The 13,672-nt window shown below is 65.0% G+C and carries 15 protein-coding genes; 3 read left to right on the top strand and 12 right to left on the bottom strand.

Annotated features, from left to right (window positions below):
• Positions 1 to 93: 93 nt before the first annotated feature.
• Together LQV39_RS00450 and LQV39_RS00445 are read left to right on the top strand one after the other, a co-directional pair.
• Positions 94 to 810, top strand: coding sequence for a lysophospholipid acyltransferase family protein (locus LQV39_RS00450; protein ID WP_374199394.1), 717 nt, complete (start codon positions 94 to 96; stop codon positions 808 to 810).
• 74 nt (positions 811 to 884) lie between these two features.
• On the top strand, positions 885 to 1,796 hold the full coding sequence (locus LQV39_RS00445) for a M48 family metallopeptidase (RefSeq protein WP_230019660.1): 912 nt from the start codon (positions 885 to 887) through the stop codon (positions 1,794 to 1,796).
• A 30-nt stretch (positions 1,797 to 1,826) separates the two neighbouring features.
• Here LQV39_RS00445 and LQV39_RS00440 read toward each other — a convergent pair whose 3' ends face one another.
• The 6 genes from LQV39_RS00440 to LQV39_RS00415 form a co-directional block, all read right to left on the bottom strand.
• Positions 1,827 to 2,264 carry a YcxB family protein gene (locus tag LQV39_RS00440; protein WP_230019659.1) on the bottom strand — a complete coding sequence of 146 codons (438 nt, stop codon included), beginning with the start codon at positions 2,262 to 2,264 and terminating at the stop codon, positions 1,827 to 1,829.
• Between the two features lie 169 nt (positions 2,265 to 2,433).
• A complete protein-coding gene (waaA, locus tag LQV39_RS00435) occupies positions 2,434 to 3,708 on the bottom strand; it encodes a lipid IV(A) 3-deoxy-D-manno-octulosonic acid transferase (protein ID WP_230019658.1) in 1,275 nt (424 codons plus the stop codon).
• Complete coding sequence (waaC, locus tag LQV39_RS00430) at positions 3,708 to 4,688, bottom strand: lipopolysaccharide heptosyltransferase I (protein ID WP_230019657.1); 981 nt, start codon at positions 4,686 to 4,688, stop codon at positions 3,708 to 3,710. The genes waaA and waaC overlap by 1 nt, the downstream gene beginning before the upstream one ends.
• Positions 4,689 to 4,699: 11 nt before the next feature.
• On the bottom strand, positions 4,700 to 6,082 hold the full coding sequence (locus tag LQV39_RS00425; protein ID WP_230019656.1) for a phosphomannomutase/phosphoglucomutase: 1,383 nt from the start codon (positions 6,080 to 6,082) through the stop codon (positions 4,700 to 4,702).
• A gap of 130 nt (positions 6,083 to 6,212) precedes the next feature.
• Entirely contained in the window at positions 6,213 to 6,542 is a 330-nt protein-coding gene (locus tag LQV39_RS00420; RefSeq protein ID WP_230019655.1) for an H-NS family nucleoid-associated regulatory protein, read from the bottom strand.
• Between the two features lie 86 nt (positions 6,543 to 6,628).
• Positions 6,629 to 7,723, bottom strand: a complete 1,095-nt coding sequence (locus LQV39_RS00415; RefSeq protein WP_230019654.1) for a glycosyltransferase — start codon at positions 7,721 to 7,723, stop codon at positions 6,629 to 6,631.
• A 239-nt stretch (positions 7,724 to 7,962) separates the two neighbouring features.
• On the opposite strand from LQV39_RS00415, the gene LQV39_RS00410 reads away from it, so the two are divergent.
• Positions 7,963 to 8,814, top strand: coding sequence for a symmetrical bis(5'-nucleosyl)-tetraphosphatase (locus LQV39_RS00410; RefSeq protein WP_230020112.1), 852 nt, complete (start codon positions 7,963 to 7,965; stop codon positions 8,812 to 8,814).
• Positions 8,815 to 8,852: 38 nt separating this feature from the next.
• Here the strand turns inward: LQV39_RS00410 and LQV39_RS00405 are convergent, their stop codons facing one another.
• The 6 genes from LQV39_RS00405 to LQV39_RS00380 all read right to left on the bottom strand — a co-directional run bounded on the left by LQV39_RS00405 (position 8,853) and on the right by LQV39_RS00380 (position 13,504).
• Positions 8,853 to 9,593: a lysophospholipid acyltransferase family protein gene (locus LQV39_RS00405; protein WP_230019653.1), complete on the bottom strand. Its 741-nt coding sequence runs from the start codon at positions 9,591 to 9,593 to the stop codon at positions 8,853 to 8,855.
• A 16-nt stretch (positions 9,594 to 9,609) separates the two neighbouring features.
• A complete protein-coding gene (locus tag LQV39_RS00400) occupies positions 9,610 to 10,893 on the bottom strand; it encodes a dihydroorotase (RefSeq protein WP_230020102.1) in 1,284 nt (427 codons plus the stop codon).
• Positions 10,893 to 11,858 (bottom strand): aspartate carbamoyltransferase catalytic subunit, encoded by a 966-nt coding sequence (locus tag LQV39_RS00395; RefSeq protein WP_230019652.1) that lies wholly within the window; start codon positions 11,856 to 11,858, stop codon positions 10,893 to 10,895. The genes LQV39_RS00400 and LQV39_RS00395 overlap by 1 nt, the downstream gene beginning before the upstream one ends.
• Complete coding sequence (gene pyrR, locus LQV39_RS00390) at positions 11,851 to 12,378, bottom strand: bifunctional pyr operon transcriptional regulator/uracil phosphoribosyltransferase PyrR (RefSeq protein WP_230019651.1); 528 nt, start codon at positions 12,376 to 12,378, stop codon at positions 11,851 to 11,853. The genes LQV39_RS00395 and pyrR overlap by 8 nt, the downstream gene beginning before the upstream one ends.
• Positions 12,362 to 12,757, bottom strand: coding sequence for a Holliday junction resolvase RuvX (gene ruvX, locus LQV39_RS00385; RefSeq protein ID WP_230019650.1), 396 nt, complete (start codon positions 12,755 to 12,757; stop codon positions 12,362 to 12,364). Before ruvX ends, pyrR begins: the two co-directional genes overlap by 17 nt.
• A gap of 132 nt (positions 12,758 to 12,889) precedes the next feature.
• Complete coding sequence (locus LQV39_RS00380; RefSeq protein WP_230020100.1) at positions 12,890 to 13,504, bottom strand: YqgE/AlgH family protein; 615 nt, start codon at positions 13,502 to 13,504, stop codon at positions 12,890 to 12,892.
• Positions 13,505 to 13,672 lie beyond the last annotated feature (168 nt).

Raw genomic sequence — 13,672 nt, 5'->3', positions numbered from 1 at the left:
TCTGCTAAGCTGAGCCGAGCCTGGTCGAGCTCCACCGAGTCCGACCAGGCCGCCGCCCTCATGTCCCGGAGACCCTTCTTGCGTACTGCCACAATGTTCCTGCGCTCCCTGTTGTTCACGATCGTCATGGTGGTCGCCACCGTCGTGTGGGCCTGCGTCTGCTTCCTCGCAGCGCCCTTCAAGTACAACACGCGCTTCTGGATTACTTCGCGCTGGAACGTCTTCATCATCTGGTGCGCAAAGGTCCTGTGCGGCATCCGCTACGAATTCAAGGGCTACGACAATCTGCCGGACGGGCCGGCGATCCTGCTGTCGAAGCACCAGTCGGCCTGGGAGACCATCTTCCTGCTGCCGAACATGACGCATCCGCTGGTCTTCGTCTTCAAGAAGGAAATCCTCTATATCCCCTTCTTCGGCTGGGCCATGGCGCTGCTGCGCATGATCCCGATCGACCGCAAGCAGGGCAAGAACGCCTTCGCCAACGTGGTCAGGCACGGCAAGCGTCGCCTCGCCGACGGCCAGTGGATCATCATGTTCCCCGAAGGGACCCGCATTCCGGTCGGCCAGAAGGGCAAGTACAAGAGCGGCGGCACGCGCCTGGCCATCGAAACCGGCGCCGTGGTGGTTCCGATCGCACATAATTCAGGCGAGTGCTGGCCGAAGAATTCCTTCATCAAGCGCCCCGGCCTGATCACCGTCTCGATCGGCAAGCCGATTTCGCCGGAAAACCACACTCCCGACAGTCTGATGCAAGAGGTCGAAAATTGGATAGAATCGGAAATGCGCGTCATTTCGCCCCACGCCTACTGAGGTACCTGAACGAGTTGGGGGCGCAGACGACAGCACCATTCAAAGCACCATCGGCACCATCGCTGCAGCCCACCATGACCTCCCCCAAGACCGACGCGTCGCAGCTCGAGCTGTTCGCGCAAGAACTGTTTGCGGCATTCAAACCTGCCGCATCGCCACCGGCGCCGCACAAGGCGCCGGCCCCGCTGTTCAAGGCGCCCACCCGGCCCACTCCCACCCTGCCGGTGCCGCCGGTCGGTCCCAACGATGCGCCGCTGCGCAAGATCCAGCTCGGAACGCATACCGTCCATTACGTGCTGCGCCGCTCGGCGCGCCGCTCGCACGGTTTCATGATCAGCGACGAGGGCCTGCACGTGACCTCGCCGCGCCGTGCGCCGCTGGATGACGTCGAACGCGCCATCCGCGCCAAGCAGAACTGGATCCTGACCAAGCTGTTCGAACGCAGCGAACGGCGCAGCATGCGCGGGCAGCAGCAGCCTGTGGCCTGGGTCGACGGCGCCAGGCTGCCCTACCTGGGCGCTGACATCGTACTGCGCCTGCAGGAAGCCACCCGCAGCCACTGCGTGTTCGATCCCGAAGCGCGCGAGCTGCGCGTGGGCGTGACGCCAGGGCTGGAGGAATGGCAGATCCGTGAACGGGTGAAGCTGTGGTTCCAGGGCGAGGCCAAGCGCCTGTTCGGCGAGCGCCTGGACCTGTACGCGCCGCGCGTCGGCGTCAGCTACAACGCGTTCGCGCTGTCCTCGGCGGGCACGCGCTGGGGCTCGTGCACGGTGGCCGGGAACATCCGCCTGAACTGGAAGCTGGTGCACTACCCGCTGGCGCTGCTGGATTACGTGGTGGTGCACGAACTGGCCCACCTGCGCGAAATGAACCACAGCCCGGCATTCTGGGCGGTGGTGGGCGAGGTGTTTCCGGATTATGAGGGCGCGAAGGCGGGGCTCAAGAAGCGGTCGATCGAGATGCCGGTTCTGTTCCCCGACGATTGATGGCGTGGGCACGGTGTGCCCACCCTACGATTACGCAGTCGCCCGCATCTGCAGTTCACCCGCCGCGCGCGCCTCGGCAATCCCCTTCATCGCATCGACCTCTTTCGCGTTCAGGCAGCGGAAGGGAATCGGCAGCGTGCCGCGCTTGAGCACCATCATGAAGCCATTCGTGTAAGTACGGATGCGCGCCACGTCGTCCCAGCCGATCAGGGTCACACCGGTATCGCTGGTGCGCACGATGCCGTGCTGGTCAATGGTGAATTCGTAGGTGCGGCGTCCACGCTGCAGCAGCACGAAATGCAGGGCCGCCGCCAGCGTGCTCTTGATGCGCAGGTAGATGCCCATCGGCCAGCCGATGCGGCGGCGGCGGATCAGGTAGCCGCCGTGCTCCCACATGAAGCGGATGTATTCGGCCAGCGAATAGCGGACCCAGAAATGCAGGCTGTAGAGCGCTGCAGGAGGATGCACTACCGGTATCGGCGCCGGCGGCATTGCGTCGGCTCCCAGATCCGGCATCATTTCAGGCGCGTCCATGAGCGCAACGCCACCATCCACGTTGCCGCCTGCTCGCGCACGATTAGACCACAACATGTGCATCCCCTTTCGTTATCCAAGCTAAAGAGAATGGTAACAAAAGCTATGCAATAAGTTGTCGCAAGAGTTCAACAGTGCGCAGGGTAGCACCACGATGTCGTTTGGCGAAGCTCAGAGCATGTTCACTCATCTGTGCGCGAGCGCCGTCGTCGCTCAGCAGCCGGACCGCTTCGCCCATCAATGCGGCGGCATCCGGCACGCGCAGTGCCGCGCCGGCGGCGACGGCTTCCTCGGTCGCCTGCAGGAAGTTGAAGGTGTGTTCGCCGACCAGCACCGGCTTGCCGACGGCGCAGGCCTCGATCAGGTTCTGGCCGCCCAGCGGCAGCAGGCTGCCGCCGATGAAGGCGCAGTCGCAGGCCGCAAAGTAAGCGAACATCTCGCCCATCGAATCCCCGAGCAGGACATCGGCGCCGACCTGCTCCGGAAGATCCGACCTGCGCGCCAGGCTCAGGCCGCGCTCTTCGGCCATGCGCGCGACCTCGTCGAAGCGCTGCGGATGGCGCGGCACCAGCAGGAGCAGCATGCCGGGCGGCTTGTCCGCCAGCGCGCGGTACGCATCGAGGATGAGCGCTTCCTCGCCCTCCCGGGTCGAGGCGCACAGCAGCACCGGGCGCTGCGCGAAATGCGAACGCAGCATGGCGCCGGTCTGCAGCGCGGCTTCGGGCGGGACCACGTCGAACTTGATGCTGCCGGTGACGGCCACCTGCGGCGCGCCCAGCGAGGCAATGCGGGCCGCATCCGCCTCGGTCTGGGCCGCCGCCAGCGTGATGCCGCGCGCCGCTTCCATCATGATGCCTTTGAGCCGCCGGCCGCGCCGCAGCGAGCGTTCCGACAGGCGCGCATTCACCAGCGCCACCGGCACGCCGTGGTCCTCGCAAGCTGCGATCAGGTTCGGCCAGACCTCGGTCTCCATCAAAATGCAGACGGAGGGCGAAAAATGGCGCAGGAAGCGTCCGACCATGAAGCCGGTATCGTAGGGCAGGAAGGATTGAATGACCCGTTCCCCATGCTTGCCGAACAGCGCCTTGCCGGTCGCGCGGCCGGTCGGCGTCATGTGGGTCAGCAGGATGCGGCAATCGGGCCAGGCGCGCAGCAGGGCCTCGACCAGGGGCTCGGCGGCGCGGGTCTCGCCCACCGACACCGCGTGGACCATGATCGTGCGGCGCAGCTGCTGGTCCGGCCCCGGCGTCGGGCCATAGTAGCCGAAGCGCTCGCCCAGGTGCCGGCGGTAGCCCGGCTCCTTGCGTCCGCGCCACCATAGGCGGCCCAGCACCAGCGGCATCGCCAGCCACCACAGGAAGGAATACAGGAGGCGCATCAGGACTGCTCCAGCAGGCGCTGCGCAGCGCGGATGACGTCCCCGCTAGCCGGAGGATGGCCGGTATCGCCGAGGTTGACGATGCGCGGCGACCAGTTGCCTTCGGTCTTCCAGCGCGGCGAATCGGCGTAGATCTCGACCGTCGGCCGCACGAAAGCCGCGGCGATGTGGGTCAGGCCGGTGTCGACACCGACCGCCAGCGCCGCATGGCGCGCCAGCTCGACCGCATCCATCATCGAGAGCCTGGGCAGCACGCTCGCATTCGGCAGTCCGGCAGCCAGGCGCTCGGCTTCTTCCTTCTCTTTCGGCGAGCCCCAGGGCAGCAGAACGGGCAGCGGCGCCAGCGCCTGGCCCAGCGCGATCCAGTCAGCGGGCGCCCACTTCTTGGCATCGCGCGCGGTCCCGTGGAAGAACACGGCATAGTCCCCGGCCGGCATCCAGGCCGGGCGGCGCGCCGGGTCGGGCGCGGGCAGGCCGAAATCGGGCGGGCTGTCGATCGCATAGCCGAGCGCCGCGGCGGCCACCTCGCGGCCGCGCTGCACCGCATGCGTGCGCGGCGCCACCGGGATGCTGCGGCTATGGAAGATGCGCGAGACGCCTTCGTAGCCGGAATCCTCGGTGCCGTTGGCCATGCCGACCTTCTGCCCGCCCGGGCGTACGCGCGCGGCGGCCATGATGATGCCGGTCTTGATCAGGCCCTGGGTATCGAACACGTAGTCGTACTGTTCCGCGCGCAGGTCGCGGAAGAAACCGCGCAGCTCGGCGCGCACGGCCTTGTCTTGCAGCCCCTTTTTCCAGCGGCGCAAGGCGAACGGGATCACCTTGCGCACATGCGGATTCAGGCGCACCAGGCTGACGTAGCCCTCTTCCACCACCCAGTCGATCTGGGCGCCGGGATGGTGGCGCAGGATGTCGGCCACCATTGGCAGGTTGTGCAGGACGTCGCCGAGGGACGACACCCGCACCAGCAGGATCTTCAACTTCTACTCACTCAGAACGGCAGATGGGCGTCGGGCCTGGCGGCCAGGATCACGCGGGCGAATTCCTTCTGGATGCGCTCGAGCGCTTCCGGAGTCTCGCCTTCGAAGCGCAGCACCACCACCGGGGTCGTGTTCGAGCCGCGCGCCAGGCCGAAGCCGTCCGGGTACTCGACGCGCAGGCCGTCGATGTCGACCACGCGGTCCGAACCCGGGAATGCGGCTTCCTTGCGCAGCTTTTCGATCAGCGCGAAGTTCTCGCCTTCCTGCAGGTGCAGGTGCAGTTCGGGGGTGCTGCTGGCCTTCGGCAGCGCGTTCAGCACCGCCGACGGATCTGCTTCGCGGGTCAGGATCTCGAGCAGGCGCGCGCCGGTGTACAGGCCGTCGTCGAAGCCGAACCAGCGCTCCTTCCAGAAGATATGGCCGCTCATCTCGCCGCCCAGCGGGGCGCCGGTTTCCTTCAGCTTGGCCTTGACCAGCGAGTGGCCGGTCTTCCACATCAGCGGGCGGCCGCCGTGCTGTTCGATCCAGGGGCCGAGGTGGCGCGTGCACTTGACGTCGTAGAGGATCTCGGCGCCAGGGTTGCGCGACAGGACGTCGGCGGCAAACAGCATCATCTGGCGGTCCGGGAAGATGATTTGGCCATCCTTGGTGACCACGCCGAGGCGGTCGCCGTCGCCGTCGAAGGCCAGGCCGAGTTCCGCATCGCCATTCTTCACGGCGGCGATCAGGTCTTCCAGGTTTTCCGGATGGGCCGGATCCGGGTGGTGGTTCGGGAAGTGGCCGTCGACTTCGCAGAACAGTTCCGTCACTTCGCAGCCCATGGCGCGATACAGCTCGCCGACGAAGGCGCCGGCCACGCCGTTGCCGGCATCGACCGCGATCTTGATCGGACGCGCGACCTTGACGTCGGCGGCGATGCGCTGGATGTATTCGTCCTTGATATCGTGGGTGGCATAGGCGCCCTGGGTGGCTGCCGGCTTGAAGTCGCCGCGCTCGATGGCCTGGTACAGCGCCTGGATCGCGTCGCCGTAGATCGCTTCGCCGGCCAGCACCATCTTGAAGCCGTTGTAGTCGGGCGGGTTATGGCTGCCGGTGACCATGATGCCGCTGCGCGCGCCCAGCACATTGGTGGCGAAGTACACCATCGGCGTCGCAACCATGCCGAGGTCGATCACGTCGACGCCGGCTTCGCGCAGGCCCTCGGCCAGTGCCTGCGACAGGCTGGAGCCGGACAGGCGGCCGTCACGGCCGATCACGACCTTGCGTTCCCCCTTTGCCAGCGCCGCCGCGCCGAATGCCTGGCCGATCTTCCTCGCGATGCCGGCGTCGAGCGTACTATCTAGCACGCCGCGGATGTCATATGCCTTGAAGATCGTTTTCGAGAGAGGGACCATTGCCTATACCTTGAAGGAAAAAGAGCTTCATTGTAATGGCAAGCAGGAGGCTTGGGAACGACGAGCGGCAATCGGAACCGATGCCGGAATTCCGCCGCCGCAGATCAGCGGCGGCGAATGCGGGAATGAATCAGACGCGCAGTTTGTCCAGCGATTTACCGCCTTCGACCCATTCCTTGACCCATTTCGGCTGGCGGCCGCGGCCGGTCCACTGCTGGGATTCATTGTCTGGATTACGGAAACGGACGGCAACCGAACCCGAGCCCGATTTGCCGCCGGACTTGGCGCCGCGGCCGCCGGTGGCGATCAGGTCTTTCAGGGGCAGGCCCACGCTTTGCGCGATTGCCATGATCTGTTCGCGCGCTTTTTGCAGATCCTGCTGCTCACGCTGTTTCATCTCCTGCTTGATCTGCTCCTGCAGGTTGCGCAAATCGCCCAAGGACATATTAGACAGATCCATCGTCGTTCCTTTATCAATGTTAAGTTGAAACAGATTTTAGCTAAATCTCACCAATTGTCGCAATATACACTATTTACAATAATTGGTTAGTTCTTTTTGTTCCAAATCAGCCAGCGTGGGGACTTGAATCGAACAATACGCGCGTACAACCAAACGTAACTGATAATGAACAACAAACAGAAGAATATCAGAGGTCCGGTATTCCGCCAGAACACCGTTGCCGGGATAACCGCGGTCAATGAAAACAACCACAAGTAAGGCGATGTGCGTGCATTCCGTTTCATCAGCGCGCGCGCTTCCTTGCGGCCCACGGTCCATTGGACGATACGGCGGAAAATCAGGCTATGCAGATGAATCCCGTCGGGCATTGCCGGCGATTTCCCCCGCACGAACATGCGCCTATAAGCAGAAAAAATCGTTTCGAATGCCGGATAAATCAACAGTAATGCCGCATACCAGGTCGATACGCTGGGATTGCGCATCACCAGCAGCATGGCCAGCTCGCCCAGCATGAAACCGATGAAATAGGCGCCGCCGTCGCCGAGGAAAATCAGCCCGACCGGATAATTCCAGATGAGGAAACCGGCGGTCGCGCCGGCCACCGTCAGCGCCGACACCAGCACGAACATGTCGCCCACCTGCCAGGCGACATAGGCCAGCGATACCAGCATGAAGATAGTGACCACGCTGGCCAGTCCGTTGAAGCCGTCGATGATATTCACCGCATTCGCGATCCCGGCCACCGCCAGTATCGTCAGCGGCAGCACGATCCATGGCGAGACCAGGTTCCAGCTCATGAAGGGCATATCGAAGCGTGCGATTTTCGCATCGAGCACCAGATATCCGAGCAGGGCTGCAATCATGGTTAATACCAGGCGCCGCGAGGGTCGCACTTTGCCGGTATAGTCTTCGACGATTCCACCGGCGAATGCAATCGACGAGCATACCAGCAGCGCCAGCAGCCAAAAACCGAGCGAAGGCTCCCGCCATGCCGAGATTCCCGCACTGATGGCAACCGCCAGGAAAATCGGCAGTCCGCCTATCCTTGCGACATCGTGCGAATGCACCTTCTGGACACCATTGAAATTGTTGTCGAGCGCAGGGCCGTGCAATTTCGAATGCTTGATGACCAGCAGGGTCAGCAATGCAGAAGAGACAAAGCTCAGAAGGAATGAAAACATTTATTCTTTTTTAAATGCAATAGCCGGCCACGCGCCTGATATGCATGCCGGGATAAATGCACCACAAAATATCGTGATACCGGCGCATTGTACTGGATTAAGGGCGCCGTCCAGAACCCAGCAGTTTACGTGCTCACGCCCGGTTCCGATTGACGAAGATCGGCATTTTCCCCGGCGTCGGCCGCCAGGGACCCGATTTTTACATTTTGAAATGCCAGATATATTAGTATCGTCACATGATGAAAACTTATGTGATTGGCGACCTGCAGGGATGCGCCCATGAAGCGGGCCTCCTTCTGGAACGTATCGCCGCCGACGCGCGTTCGATGGACGAAGCGCGCATCCTCTTCGTCGGCGACCTGATCAATCGTGGGCCGGCCTCGCTGACCGCGCTGCGGCGCATGAAGGCGCTGTCGGAAGCCAGCCAGGGCCGGGTCGATGCCCTGCTCGGCAACCACGACCTGCACCTGCTGGCGGTGGCGGCCGGGGTCCAGAAGGCCAGCCGCTCGGATACCCTGGACGAGATCCTGGCCGCGCCCGACCTCGACGAATTGATCGCCTGGCTGCGCCGGCGCCCGCTGGCGATGTTCGTCGATGCGCACCTGCTGGTGCATGCGGGTGTGCCGCCGCAGTGGAGCGCCGAGCAGACCATGCAGCTTGCGGGCGAAGTCGAGGCGGTGCTGCGCGGCGACGGCTGGGTCGACTTCCTGGCCCAGATGTACGGCAACGAGCCGGACCGCTGGGACGACGCCCTGACCGGCATAGCCCGGCTGCGCTGCATCGTCAACGCGCTTACCCGCATGCGCCTGTGCTGGCCGGATGGCCGCATGGACTTCCTGCACAAGGAAAGCGACAAGGGACCGGAAGGCTCGGACCTGCTGCCCTGGTTTGACGTCCCGGGCCGCCGCACGGCCGATGTGACGGTGGTATTCGGGCACTGGTCGGCGCTGGGACTGGTGCTGCGGTCGAATCTGGTGGGGCTGGACAGCGGCTGTGTTTGGGGTGGGAAACTGACGGCGGTCTGTCTGGATGACCGGGCGCTGTTGCAGGTGGATTGTCCTGAATACAGGCCGCACAGCGGGAAGAAGTGATTCACCGTCATCCCCGCGAAAGCGGGAATGACGAGTTTTTAATGTACGGACACGCCCAGCGCCGCCCCGATCGCCTCATGCGCCGCAGCCGACAACTCCCGCCGATGCGCCCCCACCGCCTCGATCGGCGCCAGACAGGCCAGGCGGGCGCGTACCGGTTCGCCGCCGATGATGCGGAAGATGCTGTCCACGAAGGTGGTCTCGCCGGTGTAGTCGACCGCCGGATGCCAGCCGCCGGCGCCGTCGAGATAGGACAGCGCATAGGGCTGCACCGGCACTTTGGCGTCGATCGCCGCCTCGAACAGGTTGGCGTGGAAGGGCAGCAGGCTGCCTTGGCTGGCCGTGGTCCCTTCCGGGAAGAAGGCCACGCGCTGGTGCTGGGCCAGCGCATCCACCAGTCCCTTGAAGATGTGGCGCAGGTCGCGCCGGTTACCGCGTGCGATGAAGACGGTGCCGGCCTGTGCCACCAGCCAGCCGAGCACCGGCCAGGCGCGGATCTCGGCCTTGGCCACGAAGCGGCAGGGATGCAGGGAATTGATGACGAAGATGTCGAGCCAGGAGATATGGTTCGACACGATCAGCGCGTGCTGCAAGGGCGCGGCGCCGTCGGCGCGCTCGACCTGGACCCGGCAGATGCCCAGCAGGCGCGCCGACCAGCGCCGCACCAGGCGCTCGCGCAGCGGCACGCCGGCCCAGGGGAAGACCAGCGCGCAGGTCACCAGGCCTTGCAGCAGATGAAGGATGAGGCGCGCGAGGCGCCAGCCGAGCCGGATGTTCACCGGCCGACTGTCACGATCAACGCTCCCAGGCCAGGTGACCGGCGACCACGGTCGCCCGCACCTGCCCGGTCAACTCGTAGCCGAGGAAGGGCGTGTGCTTGCCCTGACTGGCCAGCGCCGATGGTTCCACCAGCCAGCGCGCCTGCGGATCGAAGACCACCACGTCGGCGCTGGCGCCCACCGACAGCGTGCCCGCCGGCAGGCCGGCCATGCGCGCCGGTTCGTGGGTGATCCTGGCGATCGCGCGCGGCAGCGCGTCCGCGTGGCCGTGCTGCTCTTCCGCCCACTTCAGCATCAAGGACAGCAGCAGCTCCAGACCGGTGGCGCCGGGCGAGGCTTCGGCGAAGGGCAGCAGCTTCTCGTCGTCGTCGACCGGGGTGTGGTCCGAGCAGACGGCGTCGATCGTCCCATCCAGCAGCGCCGCGCGGATCGCCTCGCGGTCGCGCTGGCTGCGCAGCGGCGGCGTCAAACGCGCGTTGGGATCGAAGAAGCCGATGTCGGCGTCGGTCATGTGGAGGTGGTGCACGCCGACGTCGCAGGTGACCGGCAGGCCCTCTTTCTTGGCGGCGCGGATCAGCTCCAGCGCGGCGGCGGACGAGATGCGGCACAGGTGCACGCGCGCGCCGCTGGCGCGCATCAGCTCGAAGATGGTGTGCAGGGCGATGGTCTCGGACATCACCGGCACGCCGGACAGGCCCAGGCGCGAAGCCAGCGGGCCGGCATGGGCGACGCCGCCGAAACCGATGTACGGATCCTGCGGGCGCAGCCAGACGGTGTAGCCGAAGGTCTTCGCATACTGCAGGGCGCGCAGCAGCACAGTGGTGTCCGTGATCGGGCGCTCCGCCTGGGCGAAGCCGATGCAGCCGGCCTCGGTCAGCTCGGCCATCTCGGTCAGGGCCTGGCCCTTCAGGCCGACGGTCAGCGCGCCGAGCGGATGCACGTTGGCCTGGTTCAGGATGCGCGCGCGGTGCTTGAGCATCTCGACCAGGCCCGGTTCGTCGAGCACCGGATCGGTGTCGGGCGGGCAGACCAGGGTGGTCACACCGCCCTGCACTGCCGCCTGCATCTCCGATTCCAGGGTCGCCTTGTATTCGTAACCCGGCTCGCGCAGGCGCGCCGACAGGTCGACCAGGCCGGGCGCGACCACCAGGCCGGCGGCGTCGATGCTGCGCTCGGCCTCGAAGCCGGCCGGGGCGCTGCCCAGCGCGGCGATTTTACCGTTGACGATGTACAGGTCCTGCACGGCGTCGATGCCGTTGGCGGGATCGATCACCCGTCCGTTCTTGATATGCAAATTCATCATGCGTGCGTCCCTGCCAGAATGCTCATCACCGCCATCCGCGTGGCGATACCGAAGGTCACCTGCGGCAGGATCACCGCCTGCGCGCCATCCGCTACCTTGGAGTCGATCTCGACGCCGCGGTTGATGGGGCCCGGGTGCATCACGATCGCCCCAGGAGCCGCCAGCGCCAGGCGCTCGGGCGTCAGGCCATAGCTCTTGAAGTATTCGCCGGCCGAAGGCAGCAGCGCGCCCGACATGCGTTCGTTCTGCAGGCGCAGCATGATGATCACGTCGACGTCCTTCAGGCCCTCGTCGATGTTCGTGAACACGCGCACGCCCATCTGTTCCAGGCCGCCCGGCAGCAGGGTGTGCGGGCCGATCGCGCGCACTTCCGGCACACCCAGCGTGGTCAGCGCGTGGATGTCCGAGCGCGCCACGCGGCTGTGCAGGATGTCGCCGACGATCGCCACGCGCAGGTTGGTGAAGTCCTTCTTGTAGTGCCTGATCGTGTACATGTCGAGCAGGCCCTGGGTCGGGTGCGCATGGCGCCCGTCGCCGGCGTTCACCACGTGCACGTGGTTCTGCTTCGTGTCGTTCAGGTGCTTGGCGATCAAGTAGGGCGCGCCCGACTGCGAATGGCGCACCACGAACATGTCGGCGTGCATGGCCGCCAGGTTGTCGATGGTGTCGAGCAGGGACTCGCCCTTCGAGGTCGAGGAAGCCGCGATGTTCAGGTTGATGACGTCGGCCGACAGGCGCTTGGAGGCGATCTCGAAGGTGGTGCGGGTGCGCGTCGAGTTCTCGAAGAACAGGTTGAACACGCTCTTGCCGCGCATGAGAGGCACCTTCTTGACTTCGCGGTCGGAGATGCTCACGAAGCTCGAGGCGGTGTCCAGGATGTGGTTGATGATGGACTTGGGCAGGCCTTCGATGGTGAGAAGGTGCTGCAGCTCGCCGTTCTTGTTGAGTTGCGGGTTATGCATTGTCGTCTTCGATCGTGAGCGAGAGTTGGCCGGCGGCGTCGCGCGACAGCGCCAGCGACTGGCCCGGCTGGACGGCGGCCTGGGTGCCGGCGAAATCGGCCGCGACCGGCAGTTCGCGCCCGCCGCGGTCGGCCAGCGCAGCCAGCATGATACGCTGCGGACGGCCGTAGTCGAACAGCACGTTCATCGCCGCGCGCACGGTGCGGCCGGTTTCCAGCACGTCGTCGACCAGCAGGATCGCGGCGCCGTCGACATTGAAGTCGATGCGGGTCGGCTTCACGTCCGGATGCAGGCCCTTCTTCGCGTAGTCGTCGCGGTAGAAGGAAACGTCGATGAAGCCCAGGCGGGCCTGCAGGCCGAGGTCGGCGGCGAGCCGCTCGGCCAGCCAGGCGCCGCCCGAATGGATGCCGACGATGGCGGCATCGGGCACGCCTGCGAGTCCGGCGCGCACCTGCTCGAGCAGGCTGCGGTACAGCGCCTCGGCGTCGTAGCCGCCGGGGGTATCAGTAGGAGTTGGCATGGTCGTCAAAGTATTGTTGCAAAATGATGGCGGCGGCCTTGGCGTCGATGATCTCGCCGCGCTTGGCGGGGATCACGGCGGACGAGTAGCGCTCGTCGACCAGCTCGACGGGCAGGCTGAAGCGGCCGTGCAGTTGATTGGCGAAGCGGCGCGCGCGCAGGGTCATGTCATGCTCGGCGCCGTCGGGATGGCGCGGCTCGCCGACCACGAGGCGCGTGGGCTTCCACTGCTCGATGAGTTCGCCGATGAGCTTGAAGCGGGTCGCATTGTCGACAGCCTTGATGACGGACAGGGGCTGTGCCTGGCCGGTCAGCGTGTTGCCCATCGCGATACCGATGCGCTTCACGCCGAAGTCGAATCCGAAAACGATCTCTACCATTACCTAATTACAAGGGTCGAGAAAAACCGTAGCGAGCGGCGGCAGCGTTGGTCGAGAAGCGCAGCTGTACGAAAGTACAGCGAGCATCGCAGACCGACGATGCAACGCGCAGCAGGTTTTTCGAAGTGCCCTTCATGCATGGCCGGCTTCGGTTGCGAGCATGAGCGGATCGATGCCCAGCAGCTTGATGGCGGCGGTGTAGCGCTCCTCGATCGGCAGATCGAACAGCACGCGGGCGTCGGCGCCCACGGTGAGCCAGCCGTTGCGGCCGATTTCCTCTTCCAGCTGGCCCGGGCTCCAGCCGGCATAGCCGATCGAGACCAGCATGCGCTGCGGGCCGGTGCCGTTGGCGACGGCTTCCAGCACGTCGATCGAGGTGGTGAAGGCGACGTCGTCGGTGACGCTGAGCGAGGACGAATAACGGCCGCCCGGCGAATGCAGCACGAAGCCGCGGTCGTCCTGCACCGGGCCGCCGAACATGATCGGTTCGTCGACCACGTTGGGACGCAGGGTGTCGGTGACTTTCAGGTCGATGCGGTCGAACAGCACGTCCATGGTCATGTCGGTCGGCTTGTTGATGACGACGCCGAGCACGCCCTTGTCGTTGTGTTCGCAGATATACACGACCGTACCGCCGAAGATGGGATCATTCATCGACGGCATGGCGATCAGGAAATGATTCGCCAGGTTCAACTCGGACTTGACCGGTTGCAGTTGCATGATGCTCTCGGGCGCCTCCTGGGGCATCCCGGGCATGCTTAGAGGCTTGCCGACCTTACTTTTCTTCATACGCATACTCTCTGTTGGCTCACTCTCTCGACCGCTGGTGGTCCACACGATAAGCTTGGGTTTTTCGCTAGTTTACACCCATTTGCTTACGCGGCCATGAAGGCGCCGTCTTAGGCCGCCCCCAGT

Source organism: Massilia sp. Bi118 (assembly GCF_918697865.1).
Lineage (GTDB): Bacteria > Pseudomonadota > Gammaproteobacteria > Burkholderiales > Burkholderiaceae_D > Telluria.
This window is presented reverse-complemented; position numbering and strand designations above follow the sequence as displayed.